We start from the raw sequence: 23,206 nt of genomic DNA on the forward strand, positions 1-23,206 counted from the left end.
GGAGCTTTGGACACCCGGAACACGCACCCGCACGTCTCTGACGAATGTCCAGTGGAGTTCGGTGCGGGATCTTGTTCGTGCTTCGGGCAGGAATCGAGCGTGCACGACACGCTCCGCTGGTCTGTTCGGCACTATTTACAACTTCAGACGGCGTCACCGGTCTGGGCGACCAGGGAATCCGGGGGTCCCTGCGCTCCCAGGTCAGTGGCAGACTGGCCAGCTCGTCAGCCCCGACATGCGACTGCGTCTATGGCTGAGGTCATCGTCCATCTCGACGCAAGCGGGACGACAGGCACCATCGACCGGCACCGAGTTCCAGGTCCGCCGCCCCGCCGCCAGCAAGGACCAGGACAGGTTCATGCCCTTCTGCAAGCTGTGCGGGCATCCCCACGCCCGCCAATCGGGGCTGGTCAAGCTCCTGGCCGACGGGCCGGGTCGAGATCCTCGCCGATGCCAGCTACCAGGGGTTGGGAGCCCAGACCGGTGGCCGGGTGGTGACACCACCGCATCACGCAAGTTCATGAAGAACACCCCAGACCGGTACGAGGAGATATGTGAGCGAGAACACAAGGCTCACCCCTCGCCACGGTTCGAGCACGGCATCGCCCACCTGAAGAACTGGCCAGCCCTCGCCCGCCACCTCGCCGTCGCAAGCACATGAGCGACATCATCCAAGCCATCGTCGCCTTCTGTCCGACGAGCAGACCACGGAACTCCTGGTTCCCAGCCCGATCCTTTACAGCGCTTGCCACTTCACGAACTGATGCCGGTCCCCCGCCGAGAGCCGTTCACTGAATGGGTTGATCTCGTCAGTCAATGCGGCCACGAGGAACGACGCCATACCGCCGTCGAATACGGTCCAGCGGTTCACACCATACGACGTCTGTCTCCGGAAGACAGCCACCCGCCAGTCGTCGGGAACGCCCTCACACAGCCAGAACGCGACGTCGGCGCTCGCCGAGTCCGCGAAGGGCAGCAACGGCAACATCGAGCCCGCAGGCAAGAGGGCGGCCAACTCTTCAAGATTCGAAACGGCCGGATCGACTCTGTCCAACAGATCCCCGTACGCCGAGCCGGGCACCGGCGGCGTACTGATGGACAGATACTCATTAATCTCACCCCCGCCGTACGACTCCACGAACTCTCTGTAGTCGGCGGGGAACACCAGATTTGCCGTCCGCTCGACCTCCTGCCAGTCCACCGCATCACCGCCGGAGAGGGGCGGTGGGAGCAAATCACGTAGGCGGGCGACGGCAGAGTTGTTCATGCAGCGCTTCCTTTCGGGTGCTGTAGAAGGCCCAGCTCATGGCGTTCCCGGCAGGGGCACGTCAGCACCGGTACGGCTGTCAATCGCGGTGCCCAGGTTCTTCCAGCCCTGGCCGGCAGTGTAAATAAGGTTTGACACGGTGGTGGCGTCCCCGCCCACGTAGCGCCCTCTCCTGTCCCACGCCGTGTATGACATCTCGAACTTGCGGGGCACGGTCCGCCTGCCGCTGTAGACCGGTTCCACCGTGTACCGCACGACATGGTGGGAATCAATGAGGGACCGGACGGTGTCCTCAAAGTCCAGCATGCTGTCCATCGGAGGAATCGGCTGGTTGGGCTTGCCGACGTAGGAGTTGGCATCAGCTCCACAGGTCGCCAGGTTGGCCAACTCGGTTCCCTTCCCGCTGAGTTGTGCGCCAAGGAGGTGGCAGGCATGGACGTCGCTGGGGCGACCGCCCAGATAGCCCACGTAGGCGCGCGCCCAGTCGTAGCCGGGCGGCTTAATGCCGGCGCGGGTAGCAGTGGGGGTGCCGGGGTTTTCAGTCACGTAGTCGAGGTCCAGACAGGCCCTCATTCCAGTGGCTCGGTTGCCGTGTGCGGCGTCCCGCGGGCCGGGGGTCACCCATCCCTTACCCCCTATGCGGCAGTCATTGCTGCTGTCGTCATCTGTACGGCCCCCTGGGTCGGTGCCAGGTGCCGGGTGAATGACCGGGGCCAGGGCCGGAACCAGCTGGCTGCCGCCCGCGAGGTTCAGCATCTGAAGCGCTCCGACGAGCATCCCCCATCCGTCGCCGGGCTGCCAGCCTCCCTGCTTCGGGTCCCAGTCAGGCTTGGGCGTGGGCCGTTGCGGGGCCGGCTTCGGGTTCGGGCCGTCGTTCGGGTTCTGGTCGATCGGTGGCTTGGGGGGCCTCACTTTCGTCGTGCTGCCGCTGCCAGCACGGATGCCAGATCGTCCATCGGCGCCGCGCATCTGGAAGCTTCCATAACCCCAGGATGTCGTGTGCAGCGTGGCACCTCCATGTGACATGGGACGCGCCGCCCGGTTGTTCGCCTGCTCGAGAAGCGCATACCACATGCTCTTGGTGGTGCACCTGTTGGAGAAGACCCCACCGCACTCGAGTGCAACAGCGCTCGAAGGGTACGCCCCCAGGAGATCCTCGCCCACGACCGTGATGCTCTCGCACAGGAGCGCCCACCACGCGACGCAGTGGCCGCTCGGATCCGTATTGTTGAGAGGTGAACCGAGGCCGTACCCGTAGCGGTTGGCCTGGGTGGACGGGGTGGGGTTCAGAAGCCAGGTGTCTCGGGAAGTGAACCCGCCGATTCCGGGCTGGTACCAGCGTGCGGCCATGTTGACTTCACCGGTGCTGGAATCGGTCCAGCCCGACTGGTAGCCGACGGCAGGGTTGCTGCCATTCGCTGCGATGATCTTGCCGAAGGGGTCGTAGCTGCGCGAGCCGGCGACGGACGTGCCGTCGGGCGTAAGACCCGCGACGAGGTCGGTGTGCTGGTCAGCGATCGCGAGGCGGCCGGAGTCGGCCGTGCCCGTGGTGGCGCTGGCCATCAGGTCGCCACCAGGGAGGCGGCTGTACGTGGTGCCAGCGTCGGCCACGAGGTTGTTCGAGCCGCCGTCGTAGGTGAACGGTGTGCCGTTCTTGGTCAGAACGCGATCGAGTGAGTCATAGGTGAACTGGCTGGCGCCGTTGCTGATGGTGCGCTCAAAGGCGTCGGAGTCGATGGTGCGAGCGACCCCGTTCCCGTCGGTGACCGTCCTTTCGGTGCCGCGGGCTGTGTAGCTGAACGTTTCCTGGCCCCAGCTCTGGAGGCGGTTGCGGGAGTCGTAGACGCCGGTGATGTCCCCTCGGCGGATCAGGTTTCCGGCCTTGTCCCACTCGTAGGGGACGGTGGCGGAGCCGCTGGTCCAGGAGGTCATGCGGCCGACGAGGTCGTAGGTGTACGTGTGGGCGGCAGCTCCGGCAGTGCCCGTCGTGGTCTTCGCCACCAACTGGTCAGCGAGGTCGTAGCCGTAGGTGGTCCCCGCAACAGCGGTGCCGGTACCAGTTCTGGTGATGGCGTCCGAGGTCAGGCGTCCGAGACTGTCGTACCCGTACGCGCGCTGAGCAGCGATGGAGGTCTGGCCGTCCGTGGCGAGCCTTGCGTACTGCTCGAGCGTGGGGCGCCCGGCCGCATCGTGTGTGCGCTTCAGCGTGGTCCCGGTCAGCGGGTCCGTGGCCGAACTAAGGCGTCCGGCCGTGTCGTAGCCGTATGCCGAGACGCCGGCCGCATCCTTACGCGACGTCATATTGCCGTCCACGTCGTACGTGTACTCAGAGTTCCCCGAGGGGCCTTGGGCCTTCAGGAGAAGGCCGCGGTCGTTGTAGGTGTAGGTGTTGCCGGCGGAGACGCCGTCGGTGCCGACGCTGGTCAGCCTTCCGTCGAGGTCGTACGCCAGGCTTCGGGGTCGGGTCTGTACTGCGGTGCCGGAGCCGGTCTCACCGACGATCCTCCCGAGACCGTCATATGTGACCTGCCTTTTGACGTTGCCGGGAAGGAGCTCGGTGACGGGCTGCCCTGCGGCGTCGTAAATCGTCGTCCACGTGCGGTTGCTATCGGTCGAGTGCTGCGTCGTTACCGGCTCGATGGTCGACTCCGGCAGGCCCCACACGTTGAACGTGTAGTACGTGGATTTGGCACGTCCGTCCGTGAAGCGGGTGCGGTTGCCGCTCGTGTCGTACCCGAAGGTCGTGGTGATGGCGTCGGTGGCGGTGAGCTTCTCCGTCTGCTTGACCATGTGGCCCATTGCGTCGTACGAGAAGGCCGTGTTGCCGCCGGTCGGCGTGGTGAAGGAAGTCCGGTTGCCGTCTGCGTCGTACTCGGCCTTGGAGCTGCGCAGCACGCTGGTCCCGGTGCCGTAGTCCGCGGTCTCCGTCGGGTTGCCGAGGACGTCGTACACCGTGCGCGTCTTACGGAGGGTCGGGTCGATGGCCTCGGTCTGGCGGCCGAGTCCGTCGTACGCGTACTTGGTAACGCCTCCGCCCGGCTGCGTCACGGTCAGCGGCTCGCCTGCCGCGTTGAACGTGGCGGTGGAGATCCTTCCGGCGGGCGTGGTGGACGCCGTCTGGTTGCCGGCGTCGTCCCACGTGTAGCGGGTGGTCAGGTTCTGGAGCGTCGGGTACCGCTCGACGGTGGTGGACGTCAGCCGTCGTCCGAGCTCGTCGTAGGTTGCCTCGGTTCGAGCTCCGGTCGGTGTGGTCACGGACAGTTGCAGTCCGGTGGGGGTCCATGTGAAGCGGGTGATTCCCGCGCCGGCGAGGTCGGTTTGATTCGTGACGAGGGGGCTGGGTTCCGTCAGACTGGGCGCGCCGCCGGCCACCGGGTCGGTGCGCTGTGCGAGATTGCCGAACTGGTCGTAGCCGAAGCGCGTGGTGCGGCCGAGACCGTCGGTTTCGGTGGCGGTGCGACCGAGCGCGTCGTAGGTGGTGCTGCGGACGGCGCTGATGGGCGTGGTAGCCCCGGGCGGCGTGTACGCGGGCAGTGTGACGTCCGTGGGGCGGCCGAGCTTGTCCACGGTGATGCGGGTGACAGCGCCGCGGGCGTCCCGCGTGGTGGTCGTCTCGCCGAACGTGTTGTAGCCCGCGAGGGTGCTGGGGCGGACCGTTGTCGCGGCGGCGCCGTTCTCTTCTGCTTGGACCGGCGGTGCCGTGGTTTCGACGAGTCGTCCGAGGGCGTCGTACCGGTAGGTCGTAGTGTGTGCGGTCGCGTCGGCTCCGGTGGTGTTTCCGCGTGCGCCGACGGTGGACAGCGGCAGTCCGCGCTTGTCGAAGGTGGTGGTGGTCGTGCGGAGGGTGCTGGAGCCGTCGGAGACGCTGTTGCGGACGGGGTTGCCTGCTGTGTCGTAAGCGATGGTGGTGATCACCTTGCGTCCGCTGCTGTCGATCAGGCTGCTCTGTTCGGTGACACGGTCATCGTTGTCGTAGGTGGTCGTGGTCGTCCTTGCGAGTCCGCTCGGGTCTAGAACGCTCTTCGTGACACGGCCTGTCGTGTCCACAGTGTGGACAACGGTCCTGGTTCCAGCGCCGGCGACCTGCTTCGTAAGGTGTCCCGCACCGTCGTAGGTGTTGGACTGGAGGACGATGTCCCGGCGCGAGCCGTCAGCCTGCGTCACCTGCTTGGCGGTGGTGGTGGCCAGGAGGCCATCGTCGAAGTAGGTGTACGCGGTTGTGGCTCCCATGGCGTCCGTCGTGGAGGCCAAGCGCCCTGCGGGGTCGTAGGCGTTCGACGTGACGACCAGGTCTCGCGTCTGTCCCGACGGATCGCCGGTCCAGTCCTTCAGAATCGTTTCGGCGCGCTGACCCCGGTTGGTGAAGGTGTGGACGAATGTGGTGCCCAGGGCGTCCGACTCGCTGATGACACGGCCGAGACTGTCGTAGCCGTAGGTGGTGATGTGTCCCTCTGCGTCGGTGACGCTGTCCTGGCGGCCGTATCCGTCGTAGTGGTACGTGGTGGTGCGCTTTGCGTCGCCGCCGGTGAGGTCCTCGGTCGACTCGGTCAGCAGCGCGCCATCCGCGTCGAAGGTGCGGCTCACCTTGGCTGTGTGCGTGGCACCGGTGATCTCGTTCCTCACACCGACGCCTGTTTCGCTCACCACCTTCGACTGGTCGTTGTAGGCGTAGGTGGTTGTGACGCCACCTGGGTAGGTGTCCGAGATCTGGGTCTCCGACACCTTGCGGCCCAGGCCGTCGTAGGTGAACTTCGTGATGAGGCCGGAAGGGGAGGTGACCTGCGCCAGGGAGCCGCTTGCGTAGTAGGCGTTACTCGTCACGGCGCCGGCCGGCGAGGTCTCCGTTGCGACCAGCCCCGCCGGCGTGGTCCCGCCTCCGATGGCTGCTTCGGTGCCGGTGGTGTACGTCGTGGTGCTGGTGCGTCCATCGGAAAGCTTGGTCGAGGTGCGCAGCCCGATGGTGTTGTAGGTGTGCGTGGTGCGGTAACGAGTGTCGCCGCTGCTCGTGGAACGGGCGTCCGCCTCGGTGAGAAGCTTTCCGTTGCGGGGGTCCAGCGGGTCGGACGCGATGTGCTCGTGTGTGGCGAACGAGGTCCAGCACGAGTCGACGTCACGGCACGTGGTACGCGAGACCGTGTTGCCTCGGGCGTCGTGGCCGGTGATGACGGAGTGTCCGTTCGGGTCGGTCACGGTGTGCAGGAAGCCGCCCGTGTCGTACGTGCGTGTCGTGATGCCGCCGGCGGGGTCGGTGGTCGAGAGCAGCCGCTTGCCGCGCAGAGCGTCGTAGGAGTTCCTCGTCGCCTGCCCGAGAGGGTTGGTGACGGTGACGGTGGAGGCAAGTGCCGAGCTGGTGCTGAGTGCGCGGGCGCTGTAGTGCGCGGCGACCTGCTCAGCCGTGAGCGGTCGGTCGTACAGTGCGGCCTCGTCGAGGTCGCCCTGGAAATAGGCGTGGCGGTCGGTGACGCCCATCCACCCCTGGTTGCCCCAGCCGGCGCCGAGGTAAGCGTACTGTCCGGGCCTCATCTGGACCGTGCCGGTGAGACTGCCGACCACGACACCGTCCAGGTACAGCGTCTGCTTCGAGCCGTCGCTGGTGAGGACGGCGTGGTGCCATTCGTTGTCGTTGACCATCTGGGCGGACACGATGGGGCTCGTGCCGACATATTCGGTGGTAAAGAACTGGCCTCGCAGCTTGCCGGCGCCGTCGACGCTCAGGTACGGGCTGAACTGCGTCGGGCGGTAGCCGATCGGCGTGTTCTGGACGGCTGCCAGGGCGCCGCCGGTCTGCGTCGTGCGGAACCACAGCTCCACGGAGAGGCTGCTGTCGCCTTCCATGGGGGCGTACGGGATCGCCACGCTGGCCGCGCCAGTGAAGTTCGCGGACGGGTTGTCGCCAGTGCCGAATACGCCAGTCCGTCCAAGGGCCACATTGGTGTATGTGCCGTTGGCCGCGCCTCCGGCCATGGCGCTGTGCGCGGTGCTGCCGGACGATTCGTCGAGCCGCCAATAGGCAGTCGGCCCGTCACTGGTGACGGATCCACGGTACTGCGCACCGTTGCCGGCCACCATGCCGGTCCGAGCGCGGTAGTGCTTGGTCACAGACGCCGCGGGGAGGGGCTGGGCGTAGATGGCGACCTCGTCGATCTGCCCCGGGAAGTAGCTGATGTCGCCGGGGGTGGCCGGCCAGGCGCCATTGGCGAAGCCGCCGCCGATGTAGGTGAACTTGTTCGTCTGGTGATTGACTGCACCGGCGAGAGTGCCCTGCGCGACGCCGTCCAGGTAGAGGGTTTGCGTCGTGCCGGATGCCGAGATCACCGCGTGGTGCCACTCGTTGTCGGTCACCGTGCCCGTGGAGGCGAGAACAGCTGTGGCATTGGTCGTGTAGAAGCGGCCGTGCAGCTTGTTGTCCGAGCCGATGTACAGCACCGGTGTCCAGCCGCCGGTTGACGTGGTGGCTCCGTCGAGTTCGGCGGCCTGGTCGCCGATCAGCACGCCCGGCTTGCTGCCGCGGAACCACAGCTCTACCGCGAGGTTGGTGCTGCTGTGAAGAATCTCCTGTGGAATCTCGGCGTAATTGCCCTGGCCGAAGCCCACAGAGGTGTCGTCACCGTCGGCGAAGGCGCCAGGCATCCCAAGGTCGACGCCGCCGGCGTAGGTGCCGTCGGTCTCCTCACCGGTCTCACCTCTCAGTACGGCGCCACTGCGTTCACCCAGGCGCCAGTAGCCGGCCGGTGAGGAGGCGCGGACTGCGTCCGCGTATGCGGCGGAACCGCTGCTGTAGGTCTCTGCCGAGACCTTCCAGGTTCCGCCGTTCTCGTCGGTCGTGCTGCTCAGACGTGCGGTCGTGGGGTCGTACTGCACCGTCGCGTGCGTGCGGCCGGACGGGAGTACGACCTTGGTCATCAGGCCCGAAGCCGTACGGGCCGCGTAGTGCTCGGCGATCGTGGCGGCATCCAGAGCGTCGCTGTAGACGGCGACGTCGTCGATCGAGCCCTGGAACGGGTAGGTGCCGGCGGGCACCCCCATCCAGCCCTCGTTGCCCCAGCCACTGCCGATGTATGCGTACTGGTCGTCCCGGGCCTGGACCGTTCCGGTGAGGCTGCCGACGTGCGCGCCGTCCAGGTAGAGGCTCTGCGTGGTCGCGGAGCTGGTGAGCACGACGTGGTGCCAGGCGTTGTCGGTGACGGTCTGCGTGGACACGATCGGCTTGGTGCCGATGTGCTCCGTGGTGAAGAACTGGCCGCGCAGCTTCCCTGCCCCGTCGACGTTGAGGTAGGGACTGAACCGGCTGGGCTGCTGGCCCGCCTGGGCGTTCTGAAGCGAAGCCAGCACACCGGGCTTGGTGGTCTTGAACCACATCTCCACAGATGCGAACGCCGACACCTTCAGCGTGCTGTCGGGAAGTTCGATGACGGAGTCCGTTCCGTCGAACGTCGCTGCCGTGTCGCTGGTTCCCATGACGGCCGGCGACGCACCGAGAGTGACGTCACGGTAGACAGCCTCGTTCAGGCCCGTACGGGAAGGCGACTCGCTGTGGACCACAGACCCCTGGGACTCGCCCAGCCGCCAGTAGGACATGGGGTTGGCGTCCAGCACGGTGGCACGGTAGAGAGAACCCTCTTGGTAGGAGTAGGTCGTGCACGCAGTGGTGGACGACGGGGGGCAGACCTTCGTCAGCCGGTCACCCGTGTAGGTATAGGTCCAGGAAAGGCCAGGAGCGTTGGGCCCGATGGCGCTGGTCGTCACGGAAGTGACGTGGTTTCCGGTCCAGGTGAAAGAAATACTTCGGCCGGAAAGAACGTCCACAACCTGGGTGAGCGGTCCGCCGTCCTCCTGGGCGCGCTTCAGAGCCTGCGCCCGCCCGACACCGTCGACGATGCCAACAAGGAATCCGCTGTGGTTGAAGGAGAACTTGCTGCCGGACCGTTCCTTCAGGATCCACCCGTCGAAGTGGCGCACCAACTTGCTCGTGGATCCGGAGGGCCCGGCGTAGGTCCCGTCAGGGTTCTGGCCGAAGCGGGCCTGGGAGCCATCGCCGGTCGTGATGAGTACGGTCCCGCGCTGCGGTTCCTCACGCAGTTGCATGTCCCAACGTGAGGACCAGCCCGCGCCGAAGGCACCGTCGGTGCGAGGGTCGAGTGAGTTGTACGTGCGCGTCACCGACAGTTCCGGGCCGACGGTGGAGACGGCTGCGTCAGTGGCCGACGTGGTGAAATTGCCGGCTCGAGCCCCGAACCCGCGTCCCGAGTCGGCACCACCGAGGTGACTGGTGATACCCGGCTGCGGCACCTCCGTGGTGAACAGGGCGGGACCGGGCCGGAGAGAGGTTGCGGAGCCGTCGTAGGCGTAGGCGTACCAGGCGTAGGTCTTGCCCCACGACAGCCATCCGGCAGGCACAGCCCACTGCTGGTTCGCGCTGCGCGTGCCCAAACGGCAGTTCTTGCGGTTGTCTTTGCCCTCGACCTCGCAGATCTCGAACTGGTACTGCAGAGCCTGGGGGTAGCGGTCCTCGTCAGCGCCGGCAGCCCACAGGGTCGGCGTGAGGGTGTCCTGAACCACGCCGCTGGCGGGGGACTCGGCGGTCAGCTGCGGCGGGATGTTCACAGAGGAAAACTTGACGGCTGGCCCAGGGATGCCCTGACTGGTGAATCGGGCGATGCCGACGTCGTCCATCGTCCACTGCAGCGTGTACGTGCCCGGCGGGAGAGGCGCGACCTTCGCGTCAAGGCTCACACTCGCGCCCGGAACGATGTCGACCGGCATGGGGGTCCAGCGAATCTTCGTCGAGTCAGTGATCTCCTTGCCCGCCGCGTCGAAGAGGTTGTACCGGAGCTTGAAGTTACCGGCCTTCGGCCAGGTCTGCTGACCGCGATTGGTGACGGTGACCCGCATCTCGCTCTCGGCCGTGGCCGTCACCGGGGTCAGGAACTGCCCCATCAGGTACGTCGCACCGTACTTCGTCCAGGTGACGTCCAAGCTGGGCTTGCCGTTGGGATAGTCGTCCGATCCGAACTGCTTCCAGGCTGCCGAGTCCGTCGTGGACGCCTTGACCGCAAGGCCGTAGTTCTTCTTCCGTCCATGCGTCCAGTCGTCGACCAGCTGGCGGCCGGCGGAACCCAGCTTGATCGTCTCCCAGGCGGCACCCCCACACGGGTACGAGGTCTGACCCTCCGGCCGCCATCCGTGGGCGAAGCTCTTGGAAGCGAGGGACGCACCGGTTGCGGGGCCCGGGTACTGCGTGGTGGTGCTCTCCGACCAGTTCGACGTGATCGGGTGAATCGTCACGGGACGGGCGGTGCAGGAGTAGGACCAGGTGTTGTAGAGGGCGAGGTTGGCGCTCAGGACCCAGGCGTTCTTGAGGGTCGTCTCCAACCCCGAGAACCGCAGGAACGAGGCTGCCTTGTGACCGCCACCATCGTACGTGCCCACCTTCAGCACGGTATCGGACGAGAAGTCGGTGTTGTACGGGGACTGGACGAAGGTGCCGGAGGTGGCGGCTATGGAGGTAAGTGACGGGTCGACTCGCACAGGGAAGACGCGATCTTCATCGGCCAACCACGCTGCGTCCAAAGTGACGACGAGGATCTGCCTTCCGTCTTCTTCGGTGAGACGGTACGTCACGCCGTCCGAGATCGCGCCGTCGTTGGACTGGGCCCCGACCTTGGAGTCCTCCATCCAGCCGCGCGGCATCCTTGCGCGGACCGCACCGGACGCGTCAGCGAACTCCACTCCGCCCTGGGCATCGAGCCGAGCAGTGAGACCGTCCAGCTCCAGCGGGAAACGCCATTCGGACGGCGCTTCCGCCCCCTTGAGAACGATCACCTCCTTGACCGACTCGTTGCCCGCGTGGAGTTCGAGGTCTGCCGCCGGACGCAGATCGCGGTAGGTGATCTTGTCGCCGTTGACTGCCCCCGGCACATGGGAGGCACCCTCGACCGCGTAGCCGACCGCCGTTTCCTCCGTCACCTGCATCCGGGTCAGAGGAGAAGAGTCGGCGAACTCGGAGATTGAGACCGGCGTTTGCGTGGACAGCGGCTCGTAGGTTTCTCCCGACCCACTCATGCCCCGCAGGCCCGTCGGCTTGGCAAGTCTCGTATCGATCTTCTGCCAAGCACCCTTAGAAGTAAGGAAGTTGACCGGCTCATTGTAGGAGCGTGTCGTGTAGGAGCCGTCACGGTTAAGGAACGTGCGAGCGCGCTCCGCGCGCTGCCCGGTCAACTCCTTGCTCGACTTTTCGTCAAACCCGGCAGTCGCGGTCGCCGGGGGCGCGAGGACCCTCTGAACGGAACCAATCGACGGACGAACGGGTGCCGGCATGTCGATCGCGGCCACCCCCTGCTCTGAGGGCATTTGGCCCGGAGCCTTCAGGGCAGTACTGCTGCCTCCGGCAGCTGCGGCGTCAGTGCTGGCAGAGCCCGCCTGGTGGCTGCGGCCGTTGGCGGAACCCCAACGCTGGTCAGGTGCGTCGCCTACAGCAGGCACCACGTTCTGCGCCAGAGCGAGCGCAGCGTCCTGGACTCCCGTGAGCGCGGCCATCACGAAGGCGACAGAAACAATGAGCGATCGCGACGGACGCACGGAAACCCCACCCCTACGAAGATCCACAGTGGAGATCTTTATAGGACCCTCACGTCTCGCACGCAAATTCCATCGACATATGATCGATTACCGCGACGAAGGCTCCAACCAGCGAGTGACCGGAGCGAATGGGACACTTATCCATCGAGGATTGACGTGACGATCGCTGCGCAGTCGGCATCGGCTCAGTCACGTCCATGCCCGCAAACAACTGAACCCGCCTGCAACAGTCGGGGCGGGCTGATTCCGGGCCGCCGGGTCACACGTGACAGGCACCAAGAAGCGGTGACTAGTGGTCACCACCAGTAGTGACGAAACGCTGATAGTCGGCAAGCGGTTTGGAGCGACACACGCCAGTGCCCCCCACCTCCGGTCGCGGCCAAAGCTCCGCCGGCCGCAAGGACCCAGGCGTTGGAGTCAGCTCTGGCCTCGGCGACGGATCCCTCAAGGGCCGGCTCGCCGGCTGCAGGAAACCCCGCCCATAGCGCTAGGGCGGTGAATCCGACGCCGCAGGTGCCCGATTCAACACAGTGACTACGTAATCGGCACAGAGCCAGCACGGCATCGCCAAATCGTGCCCGAAAAGGTCAACTCGGGCATACACCTCGGCGGCCTCGCGCAGGCTCGCGCCGAAGCCCCGGCACCGGTCCCATGGTGGTCGCGCGCACTCCCCTGCCCCGAACTATGGTGTCCCAGCACATACGCGGGTGACCTGGGCGTTTCTACGGTGTGGCGACACGTAAACGTCCCCGTCGAACGCCTGGAAGTGGTGCCGATGTCCTCCCCTGCGACCGCTCCCCCAACTCCCGCCAGCCTCAAGCGGATCGTCGCCGCGAGTCTCATCGGGACGACCATCGAGTGGTACGACTTCTTCCTGTACGGGTCGGCCGCCGCGCTGGTGTTCAACAAGCTGTTCTTTCCGGAGTCCGACCCGCTGGTCGGCACCCTGCTGTCGTTCCTGACGTACGCCGTCGGGTTCGCGGCGCGGCCGCTGGGCGCGCTGGTCTTCGGGCACTACGGCGACCGGCTCGGGCGGAAGAAGCTGCTGGTACTGAGCCTGCTGATGATGGGCGGGGCCACGTTCGCGATCGGTCTGCTGCCCACCCACGCGGCGATCGGCAGCGCCGCGCCCGTCCTGCTCACCGTGCTCCGGCTGGTGCAGGGCTTCGCGCTCGGCGGCGAGTGGGGCGGGGCCGTGCTGCTGGTCTCCGAGCACGGCGACGCCGAACGGCGCGGGTTCTGGGCGTCCTGGCCGCAGACCGGCGCCCCGGCCGGCCAGTTGCTGGCGACCGGCGTGCTCGCCGTGCTGACCGCCACGCTCTCCGACGCCGCCTTCCTGTCGTGGGGCTGGCGGGTGCCGTTCCTGCTCTCCGGCGTGCTCGTGCTCGTCGGCCTGTGGATCCGTCTCTCCGTCGACGAATCGCCGGTGTTCAAGGCCGCCCTCGCCGCCGCCGAGCAGCGCAAGGCCGAGTCCGCCCAGGTCGAGAAGCTGCCGCTGGTCGCCGTGCTGCGGCACCACTGGCGGGACGTGCTCATCGCCATGGGCGCGCGCATGGCCGAGAACATCAGCTACTACGTGATCACGGCCTTCATCCTCGTCTACGCGGTCTCCGAGGCCGGCATGTCCAAGCAGAGCGCGCTCAACGCCGTGCTCATCGCCTCCGCCGTCCACTTCGCGGTCATCCCCGTCTGGGGCGCGCTGTCCGACCGGATCGGCCGGCGGCCGGTGTACCTGATCGGCGCGCTCGGCGTCGGCGCCTGGATGTTCCCGTTCTTCGCGCTGATCGACTCCAAGAGCTTCGGCAGCCTGCTGCTCGCCGTCACCGTCGGCCTGGTGCTGCACGGGGCGATGTACGCGCCGCAGGCGGCGTTCTTCTCGGAGATGTTCGCGACCCGGATGCGGTACTCCGGCGCCTCCATCGGCGCGCAGTTCTCCTCCGTCGCCGCCGGCGCCCCGGCGCCGCTCATCGCGACCGCCCTGCTCGCGGACTACGGCAGTTCGACGCCGATCGCCCTGTACGTGATCGCCGCCGCGCTGCTCACCGCCGTGGCGATCGCCTGCGCCAAGGAGACCCGTCACCGGGACCTCGACACCCTGGAGGACGCGACGGCCGCCGCCTCTCCCGGCTCGGGCGCGGTGCGGGCCGAGCACGCCTGATCCGCACGACCTACGAGCAAGGCGCCGGGCCCCGAGGCCCGGCGCCTTCGTCGTGACGTCAGCGCGCCACCGCGCCGGACAGGGCGTGCAGCCGCAGCGCGAGCTGGATCTCCAGGGTGCGGGCGGGGGATTGCCAGTCGGGGCCCAGCAGACGGCCGATCCGCTCGATCCGCTGCGCCACCGTGTTCACGTGGACGTGCAGGTCGTCCTTGGTGCGGGCGGGGCTCATCCCGCTGGCGAAGTACGCCTCCATGGTGCGCACCAGGTCCGTGCCGCGCCTGTTGTCGTACGCGACGACCTCGCCGATCGTGCGCGCGACGAAGCCCTCGATGTCCCGGGTGTCGGCGAGCAGCAGACCGAGGAAGCCCAGGTCCTCGGCCGCCGCGCCGTCGCCGGACCGGCCCAGGAGCCGGAGGGCGTCCAAACAGCGGCGGGCCTCCTCGTACGCGAGCGCCACGGCGCCCGGCGCGGCGGCCGGGGCCTCGACGGGAGCGGAGGCGCCGACCGTGACCGGCTCGCGCAGGGCGCCGCCCAGGTGCCGGGCGGTCTGCCGGGCCAGGTCGGCGGCGGTGTCTCCGGGGCCGAGGGGCAGCAGCAGGACCGTGCCGCCGTCGCGGGCGGAGGCGAGTCCGTGGCGGGTGGCGGCCAGGTGCGAGGCGGCCGACCACAGGCGCTGGCGGTCGGCGCTCTCGCGCCCGCCGCCCGCGGGTTCCGTGGCCGTGCCGGCCCGGTCGATGCGGGCCGCGAGGACCACATGGGGCGCGTCGACGTCGGTACGGAGACGGGCGGCGCGCTCGCGCAGCAGCCGGCGGTCGCGGTCGGGGGCGTCGATGAGGTCGTCGAGGAGCTCGCCGCGGACCCGCTGTTCGGCCTCGCCGGCGGAGCGGCGGGCGAGCAGCAGCAGGGAGGTGACGAGGGCGGCGCGTTCCAGGGTGCGCTGGTCCACCGGGTCCAGGTCGGGCTGTCCGCTGAGCACCAGGGCGCCGAAGACCTCGCCGCCGGCCGAGACCGCCGCGATCCACCGGTCGCCGTCCCGGACGGCGTGGCCGCCGGCGAGGCGGGCGGGGGCGGGCGGCTCCTCGGTGAACGCGACGGTGCCGCCGAGCACTTCGGCGACCGCGTCGGCCACGTCGTGGACGCCGCCGCCGTGCAGCACCAGTTCGGTGAGCCGGTCGTGGACCTCGGAGGCGCGCTCGATGAGGGCGCTGTGCTCGCGGATGATGTCGTTGGCCCGCTCCAGTTCGGCGAGGGCCGAGCGGGTCTCGGCGAGCAGGTTGGCGGTGTCGATGGCGACGGCGGCGTGCGCGGCGAAGGAGCCGAGCAGCGCGACCTGTTCGCGTTCGAAGACCCTGGCGCGCCGGTCGGCGGCGAAGAGCACGCCGATGACCTGGCTGCCGAGGGTGAGCGGCACGCCGAGGATGGCGACGAGGCCCTCGTCCCGTACGGCGGTGTCGATGGTCCGGGTGTGCTGGAAGCGGTCGTCGTCGAAGTAGTCGTCGGTGACGTAGGGGCGGGCGGTCTGGGCGACGAGGCCGCCGAGGCCCTCGCCCATGCCGAGTCTGAGCTGCTGGAAGCGGGCGGACACGGAGCCCTCGGTGACCCGCATGTAGGTGTCCCCGGCGGCCGGGTCGTTCAGGCTGAGGTAGGCGACCTCGGTGCCGAGGAGGGAGCGGGCGCGCTGGACGATGGCGCGCAGCACCGCGTCGAGGTCGCGCAGCCCGGCGAGATCGTGGGCGGTCTCGAAGAGGGCGGAGAGCTCGGCCTCGCGGCGGCGCCGGCCCTCCAGCTCGGCCCGGACGCGCAGGGCGAGCTGCTTGGCCTCCTCGAGCCCGGCCAGCGCCTCGGGGCCCGCACCGCTCGCACGGGCGAGCAGCACGGGCCGGTCGTACGCCTCGGTCGCCGCTCCGCGGGCGAGGAGCTCCAGGTAGGAGGCCTGTTCGTGGGACATGGACACAGGGATACCTGCCGTACGGGCGTTCGCACCAGCCCTGGGGGTCCCCCCGGACGGAGTCTGGGGGAGGGACAACCGTCAGTGGGCGGTCCAGCCGCCGTCGAGGGTGAGGGAGGTGCCGGTGACGAAGGACGCGTGGGGCGAGCAGAGGTAGAGCACGGCCTCGGCGACCTCCTCGGGCTCGATGAGCCGCTTGAGCGCCGAGTCCTTGAGCAGGACGTCGGTGAGCACGCGCTCCGGCGGGATGCCGTGCGCCGCGGCCTGGTCGGCGAGCTGCCGCTCGACGAGCGGGGTGCGGACATAGCCGGGGTTCACACAGTTCGAGGTCACGCCGTGGGGCGCGCCCTCCAGGGCTGCGGTCTTGGAGAGCCCTTCGAGACCGTGTTTGGCGGCCACATAGGCGGACTTGTAGGCAGAGGCCCGCAGCCCGTGCACCGAGGAGACGTTGACGATCCGGCCCCAGCCCCGCCCGTACATGTGCGGCAGCGCGCCGCGGATCAGCCGGAACGGTGCTTCGAGCATCACGGTGAGTACGGTGTGGAAGACGTCGGGCGGGAACTCCTCGATGGGGCGGACCAGTTGCAGCCCGGCGTTGTTGACGAGGATGTCCGTGCCCGCGGCGGCCGCCTCGGCGGCGTCGAGGTCGGTGAGGTCGAGGAGCTGCGGCGTGACGGCCCCGGGCAGTCCGGCGGCCTGCTCGGCCAGGGCGTCGAGCCCCTCGGCCGCCCGGTCCACGGCTCTGACCCGGGCCCCGGCGGCGGCGAGCCGCAGCGCGCAGGCGCGGCCGATGCCGCCGGCCGCCCCCGTGACGAGGGCGGTGCGGCCGGCGAGGTCGACGGTGACGGTACCGGGGGCGGCCGCGGGTGCGGGGCCCGGTGCGATGGGGGCGGTCATGCTCCGCACCCTATGAACGGCCCCACCGCTGACCGATGTGGTCCGCACCCATAGTTCACTGAGGAGGCATGGCGTCGAACCACGTCGGTTCGTCGGCGAGGGCCTGCTCGATCCGGAAGTGCGAGAAGCGCTTCATCTGCGGCAGGGCGTCCACCTCGAACCAGCCGACGTCCGTCGACTCCTCGTCGTTGACCCGGGCCTCGCCGCCGACGGCCCGGCAGCGGAACGTCACGTCCATGAACTGGCACTGGTCGCCGTTGGGGTAGACGACGGGCTTGCGCAGCGTCTGGACGAGCACGACCCGTTCGGCGACGCAGTGCACGCCGGTCTCCTCGTACACCTCGCGGACCGCGCAGGCGGCGGGCTGCTCGCCCGGTTCCACGATGCCGCCGACGATCGCCCACATGCCGTTGTCGGCGCGGCGGCCGAGCAGCACGCGTCCCCGTTCGTCGAAGACGACGGCGCTCACGCCGGGCAGGAAGAGCAGTTGGTGACCGGCGGTCTCGCGCAGGCGGCGGATGTAATCGGGAGTACCCATGCCTCCGACCCTACGGCCTTGTGGATCATCGGCGTCAGGCCGTGCCGGCGGTACCCGTCCTCCGCGCCCGGGCGCGCACCGCCGCCCAGCCGAGGCCCCCGGCGGCGACGCCGAGCAGCAGCAGTTCGGGGGCGATGCCGAACCGGGTGGCGGGGGTCTGCGAGGTGCGCAGCGGCACCTCGTCGACCAGGGCGTCCGGGGTGAACATCGCGGTCTTCCGGACGACCTGTCCGTCCGGCCGGATGATCGCGCTGACGCCGCTGGTGACCGGCACGACCACGGCACGGCTGTGCTCGACCGCCCGGACCCGGGACATCGCGAGCTGCTGGTAGGTCATCTCGCTGCGCCCGAAGGTGGCGTTGTTGCTGGGCACGGCGATGAGCTGGGCGCCGTGGGTGACGGTGTCGCGGACCGCCCAGTCGAAGGCCGCCTCGTAGCAGGTGGCGAGGCCCACGCGGGTCCCGGCCAGGTCGAAGACGCCGATCCGGCTGCCGGGGCCGAAGTCGCGGCTGACCCGGTCCACGTTGCTGTTGAAGAGGCGCACCACGGGGCGCAGGGGGATGTACTCGCCGAAGGGCTGCACGTGCCGCTTGTCGTAGGTGTCGACCGGTCCGCGCCGCGGGTCCCACTCGATGAGCGTGTTGCGGAGCTTGCCGGTCTGGGGAGCGATCACCGCGCCGATCACGGTCGGCGCGCCGATCTTCTTCACGGCCTTGTCGATGACGTCGTACGCGTCGGGGTTGGCGTACGGGTCGATGTCGGAGGAGTTCTCCGGCCAGAGCACGAAGTCGGGCTGCTTCACCGTGCCGCGGGCCACGTCCTCGGCCAGCTGGACCGTGCGGTCGGCGTGGTTGTCGAGGACCGCGCGGCGCTGGGCGTTGAAGTCCAGTCCGAGGCGGGGCACGTTGCCCTGGATCGCGGCGACGGTCGCGGTGCCGGTCTCGGCACCGGCGTCGACCAGCGGCAGGGCCGCGCCGGCCCCGGCCACGGGGACGAGGACCGCCGCCACGGCCGCGGTGACCGGGACGCGCGGCAGCCTGCCGGTGCGGCGGTACGCGACGGCGCGGCGCAGCGCCTCGTACAGGCCGAAGCCGCACAGCGCGACGGCGAAGCCGAGGACGGGGGTGCCGCCCACGGCGGCGAGCGGCAGGAAGATCCCGTCCGCCTGCCCGAAGGCGATCTTGCCCCACGGGAAGCCGCCGAACGGGGCACGGGCGCGCGCGGCCTCGGCCGCGATCCACACGGCCGCCGCCCACAGCGGCCAGCCCGGGAGTCTGGAGACGGCGGCGATGCCGAGACCGGCGGCCCCGACGAACACCGCCTCGGCCGCGACCAGGGCGAGCCAGGGCCCGGCGCCGACGAAGGAGCCGGTCCACACGAGCAGCGGGGCGAGGAAACCGAGGCCGGCGAGGTAGCCGAGGCCGAAACCGGCGCGCAGCCGCCGGCCGCGCAGCGTCCAGCCGAGGAGCGCGAAGGCCGGCAGCGCCAGCCACCACAAGGGGCGGGGCGGGAAGCTGAGGTAGAGCAGCGCACCGGACAGGACGGCGGCGGCCGGCCGCGCCAGACGCCGGGCCCGTCCGCGCCAGAGGGCGGCCGCTGATGCGCCACCCGAGGAGGTGGCCGAGCCGGATGGCACGTCGGGCCCGGACGCGTCGACGGGAGTCATGGTGGTGCTCACACAGCGGAGTCTACGGGGGGTGACCTCGCTCGGAGCAGGACGGTCGGGCCGCCCGCGGCCCGGCACCACCGCGGCGCACGCCCCCGGCCGGGCCGCCCGAACCGACGGGATCGACCGCGTTCTCCTTCATTGCCGCAACGTTCCTTCACAAGGTCTCCCCCTCTGCCCGCTCCGCCCGTTACCGTGGCGGCGGCTCCGGCGCGCGGCCCGTTCGGCGTGCGCGCCGTGCCGTCACAGTCGGGGGGTCGACGGGGATGACTGCGCGAATGGCCGAACGGCCTGCCGTGCGCGAGCGGGGGCACGCCACCGACGTGGCGGGGGTGCTGGTCCTGGGCGCCTGCGTGCTCTGGTCGCTGATCAGCGCCGCGGGGCGGGAGGCCCGGCCCGAGGGGGTGGTCCTCGCCGTCCTCGCGGTGGCCGCCGGGTACGCGGCGGGGCGCATCGCCGGCTCCCTGCTGCCGGTCGCCGCGGCGACCGCGGCGGCGCTGGGCCTGCTGCTCCTCGTGCTGGCCCCCGGCGACGGGGCGGTCCTGTTCGCCGGGGACGGCGCTGTCCCCTTCGCCGGCGACGGCGCCGTCCTCGTCGCCGGGGACGGAGCCGCCGCGGATGCCGCGGTTCCGCTGGGGCGTGCGGGAGCGTCCGCGGCGCTGCTCGTCCTGGCGTCGGGTGCGGCCTGCTGCGCGGCCTCGGCCGCCGGGCCGGGCCCGTTGCGCTCGGCCCTGTGGGCGCTGGCCGGGGGCGTCGCCGCGACGGCCGCCGTGCTCGGCCCCCCCGTGGGAGTGCTCGCCTCGGTCGGCGTCCTGCTGTGCTCGCTGGCCGCCGCCCGGATGCGACGGCGTCTCGTCGGCCTGGCCGGGCTGGCGCTGGCGGCGGGCCTGGTGGCGGGCGGCTCCTGGGCGGTCGCCGACGACGCCCTGCCGGACGCCCCGGCGGCCTCCGCCGGGGAACTGCTGACCGGTCACCGGGTGGGGCTGTGGCGGGACGCGGCGGGGATGGTGCGGGAGCACCCGGTGCGCGGTGTGGGCCCGGACCGGTTCGGGGAGCTGAGTGCGACGGCGCAACAGGCGCCGTACGCGGACCGCGCACCGCACTCGGCCCCGCTCCAGCAGGCCGCGGAGCAGGGTCTGCCGGGGGTGGTGCTGCTGGGCGCGGCGTACGGCTGGCTGCTCTGCGGTCTCGCGCGCTCGCCCCGCCCCACGCCGGTGGCGCTCACCGCGGGTGCGGCGCTCACCGGGCTCGCGGCGCTGGCCTCGTTCGGGGACGCCCTGAGCTTCACCCCCGTCACGGCGGCCGCCGGTCTTCTCGCGGGCCTCGCCACGGCCGGCACCACGCCGGCAGCCGGCACCGGCCATGAGCCCGGGAACTCCTAGACCGCCGGCCGTGGTCGACCCGACGGAAGCTTCCAGAATCCTTCTAGACCCCGGCCGTCGGGGTCGCGCGGCGCAGGTGGCCGCGGATCACGCGGACGGCCGTCGCCGCGTCGTCGACGGTGACCGTGAAACTGCGCCCGTCGCCGAGGGTGACGACCAGGCCCTCGCCCCGGCGCACCACCACGGCCGTGCCCTTCTCGGGCCGCCACCGGTATCCCCAGCCGCCCCACTGGCGCGGGTCCACGCGGGGGTCGAAGTCCGCACCGACGATGTGGGAGAGCGGGATGCGGCGGCGCGGGAGGCCCATGTGGCCGCAGCGCACCTCCATCGCCCGCGAGTCGACCCGCACCGCGACATGGACGAACGCGAGGGTGCCGAAGATCATCAGCAGTCCGGCGAGCACACAGCCGATCACGGACATGGCGAGGGCGACGACGCCGGACGTCCAGGGACGGTCGACGGCCAGTTCGATGCCGAGCGCCATGAAGCCGGCGCCGAGGGCCGCGAGCACCCACTGCACACGGTTGGTCGCCCGACCGGTCCAGATCTCGGGCTCGGAGCCTTCTCCGCGCCGCTCGTCTCGGGAGTGGTCCCTCATGGGTCGCAGCCTACTCACGTTGTGCTCGTACGGCGCTGTGCCGAGCTCCGTCGGGACACTCGGCCGGCCGTACGGCCGTGACGCTCAGCGAGCGGGTGCGACGGTCCGGAGCAGCCGGCCCTCGGGGTAGGCCAGGGCGGCCGGCGGCAGCTCGGCCGGGCGGCCGCTGTGCAGCACGGTCAGTCCGCCGGTGGGGGCCAGTTCGGGCGCGGGGTCCGCGCCGATGCGGCGCAGCGCCTGTGCGGCGACTGCCCCCGCGGAGCCGTGCAAAACGAGGGGCGGAAGGCCGGTGGGCCGTACGGCCGTCCGGATGAGTTCGGCGACGAGTTCGTAGTGGGTGCAGCCGAGGACGATCGCGCGGACGTCACGCGGAGTGAGCGCGGCGGCCGCGGCGACGGCCTTCTCGACGGCGGCGGAGTCCGCGGCCTCCACGGCGTCGGCGAGGCCGGGGCAGGGCACCGCGGCGACGTCGACGTCCGCGGCGAACTCGTCGATGAGCCCGCGCTGGTACGGGCTGCCGGTGGTGGCCGGGGTGGCCCAGATCGCGACGGGTCCGCCCGCGGCAGCGGCGGGCTTGATCGCCGGGACGGTGCCGATCACCGGGACGGCGGGCTCAAGCTCGGCGCGCAGGGCGGGCAGGGCGTTCACGGAGGCGGTGTTGCAGGCGACGATCAGCGCGTCCGGCCCGTGGGCGACGGCGGCGCGGGCCGTGGCGAGGGCGCGCTCGACGATGTCGTCGGCGCTGCGGGGGCCCCAGGGCATGCCGTCGGGGTCGGAGGAGAGCACCAGGTCGGCGTCCGGCCGCAGCCGGCGCACCGCGGCCGCCGCGGCAAGGAGGCCCGTTCCGGAATCCATGAGGGCGATCTTCACCCGGTCACCCTATCCGACCGGCCTTGCGCTCCCGGCGATCTGGGGCAGACTGCGCGGAATGAGCGCCATTGCCTGGATCGCCGTGGGTTCGCTGGCCGCCTGGGGGTGGCTGCTGTTCGGTCAGGGGTTCTTCTGGCGGACCGACCAGCGGCTGCCCGCCCGGATGGATCCGCCCGTGTGGCCGCGGGTGGCCGTCGTCGTGCCGGCCCGCGACGAGGCCGAGGTGCTGCCGGTGAGCCTGCCGTCGCTGCTGACCCAGGACTATCCGGGACCGGCGGAGGTCGTGCTGGTCGACGACGGCAGCACGGACGGGACGGGGAAGCTGGCACGCGAGCTGGCGGACCGGTTCACGGGACTGCCGCTGGTGGTGGTCTCCCCCGGGGAGCCCGATCCGGGCTGGACGGGCAAGCTGTGGGCGCTGAAGCACGGCATCGCCCGCGCCCGCCGGGGCTGTCCGGAGCCGGACGATCCGACGCTCGCCCGGGCCGCCGGCCATCCGCCGCACGGCGGTCCGGAGTACCTGCTGCTCACGGACGCCGACATCGCGCACGAGCCGGACAGTCTGCGCAGGCTGGTGGCCGCGGCGGAGACGAACGGCCTCGACCTGGTGTCGCAGATGGCGCGATTGCGGGTGGCGACCGCCTGGGAGCGGCTGATCGTGCCGGCGTTCGTCTACTTCTTCGCGCAGCTCTATCCGTTCCGCTGGATCAACGCGCCTCGCGCGCGCACCGCCGCCGCGGCCGGCGGCTGCGTGCTGCTGCGGACCGAGGCGGCGGTGCGCGCGGGGGTGCCGGAGGGGATCCGCGGTGCGGTGATCGACGACGTGTCGCTGGCGCGGGCGGTGCGGCGTTCGGGCGGCCGGATCTGGCTGGGCCTGGCCGAGCGGGTGGACAGCGTGCGGCCGTACCCGCGGCTGGGGGATCTGTGGCGGATGGTGTCGCGCAGCGCGTACGCGCAGCTGCGGCACAGCCCGCTGGTCCTCGCGGGCACCGTCCTGGGTCTCGCCCTCGTCTATCTGGCGCCGCCGGTGGCGCTCGCGGCCGGGCTGCTGACCGGCGACGGGCCGGCCGCGTGGGCGGGGGCGCTCGCGTGGGCGGTGATGGTGGGCACGTACGTGCCGATGCTTCGTTACTACCGGCAGCCGCTGTGGCTCGCCCCGCTGCTGCCGTTCACGGCGCTCCTCTATCTGTGCATGACGGTGGATTCGGCGGTGCAGCACTACCGGGGGCGGGGCGCGGCCTGGAAGGGGCGTACGTACGCCCGTCCCGAGGCCGCGCCGGACCGCTGAACCCCCTGCGTGGTAC

General features: G+C 70.2%; 11 protein-coding genes. 3 read left to right on the forward strand and 8 right to left on the reverse strand.

The annotated features are described in order from the left end of the window. Positions 1–736: 736 nt before the first annotated feature. Together ACNJ93_RS02325 and ACNJ93_RS02330 are read right to left on the reverse strand one after the other, a co-directional pair. Complete coding sequence (locus tag ACNJ93_RS02325) at positions 737–1,267, reverse strand: SMI1/KNR4 family protein (protein WP_418955613.1); 531 nt, start codon at positions 1,265–1,267, stop codon at positions 737–739. Between the two features lie 36 nt (positions 1,268–1,303). Next, positions 1,304–11,803: a LamG-like jellyroll fold domain-containing protein gene (locus ACNJ93_RS02330; RefSeq protein WP_418961287.1), complete on the reverse strand. Its 10,500-nt coding sequence runs from the start codon at positions 11,801–11,803 to the stop codon at positions 1,304–1,306. Between the two features lie 817 nt (positions 11,804–12,620). Here ACNJ93_RS02330 and ACNJ93_RS02335 point away from each other — a divergent pair. Then, positions 12,621–14,003, forward strand: a complete 1,383-nt coding sequence (locus ACNJ93_RS02335; RefSeq protein ID WP_418955614.1) for an MFS transporter — start codon at positions 12,621–12,623, stop codon at positions 14,001–14,003. 58 nt (positions 14,004–14,061) lie between these two features. Here ACNJ93_RS02335 and ACNJ93_RS02340 read toward each other — a convergent pair whose 3' ends face one another. From ACNJ93_RS02340 to lnt, 4 genes are all read right to left on the reverse strand, one after another. After that, entirely contained in the window at positions 14,062–15,951 is a 1,890-nt protein-coding gene (locus tag ACNJ93_RS02340; RefSeq protein WP_418955615.1) for a helix-turn-helix domain-containing protein, read from the reverse strand. Positions 15,952–16,032: 81 nt separating this feature from the next. Continuing rightward, entirely contained in the window at positions 16,033–16,848 is an 816-nt protein-coding gene (locus ACNJ93_RS02345; RefSeq protein WP_418955616.1) for a 3-hydroxybutyrate dehydrogenase, read from the reverse strand. Between the two features lie 55 nt (positions 16,849–16,903). Continuing rightward, positions 16,904–17,386, reverse strand: a complete 483-nt coding sequence (locus ACNJ93_RS02350) for an NUDIX hydrolase (RefSeq protein WP_418955617.1) — start codon at positions 17,384–17,386, stop codon at positions 16,904–16,906. 34 nt (positions 17,387–17,420) lie between these two features. Continuing rightward, a complete protein-coding gene (gene lnt, locus ACNJ93_RS02355; RefSeq protein WP_418955618.1) occupies positions 17,421–19,064 on the reverse strand; it encodes an apolipoprotein N-acyltransferase in 1,644 nt (547 codons plus the stop codon). Between the two features lie 266 nt (positions 19,065–19,330). On the opposite strand from lnt, the gene ACNJ93_RS02360 reads away from it, so the two are divergent. Beyond that, on the forward strand, positions 19,331–20,434 hold the full coding sequence (locus tag ACNJ93_RS02360; protein WP_418955619.1) for an O-antigen ligase family protein: 1,104 nt from the start codon (positions 19,331–19,333) through the stop codon (positions 20,432–20,434). A 43-nt stretch (positions 20,435–20,477) separates the two neighbouring features. Here ACNJ93_RS02360 and ACNJ93_RS02365 read toward each other — a convergent pair whose 3' ends face one another. Further along, positions 20,478–21,032, reverse strand: a complete 555-nt coding sequence (locus ACNJ93_RS02365; RefSeq protein WP_418955620.1) for a hypothetical protein — start codon at positions 21,030–21,032, stop codon at positions 20,478–20,480. 84 nt (positions 21,033–21,116) lie between these two features. Further along, complete coding sequence (locus ACNJ93_RS02370) at positions 21,117–21,902, reverse strand: glutamate racemase (protein ID WP_418955621.1); 786 nt, start codon at positions 21,900–21,902, stop codon at positions 21,117–21,119. Positions 21,903–21,960: 58 nt separating this feature from the next. Here ACNJ93_RS02370 and ACNJ93_RS02375 point away from each other — a divergent pair, with 58 nt between their 5' ends. Then, entirely contained in the window at positions 21,961–23,190 is a 1,230-nt protein-coding gene (locus ACNJ93_RS02375) for a glycosyltransferase (protein WP_418955622.1), read from the forward strand. Positions 23,191–23,206 lie beyond the last annotated feature (16 nt).

Origin of the sequence: Streptomyces tritici (assembly GCF_048500665.1) — a bacterium.
GTDB lineage: Bacteria > Actinomycetota > Actinomycetes > Streptomycetales > Streptomycetaceae > Streptomyces > Streptomyces tritici.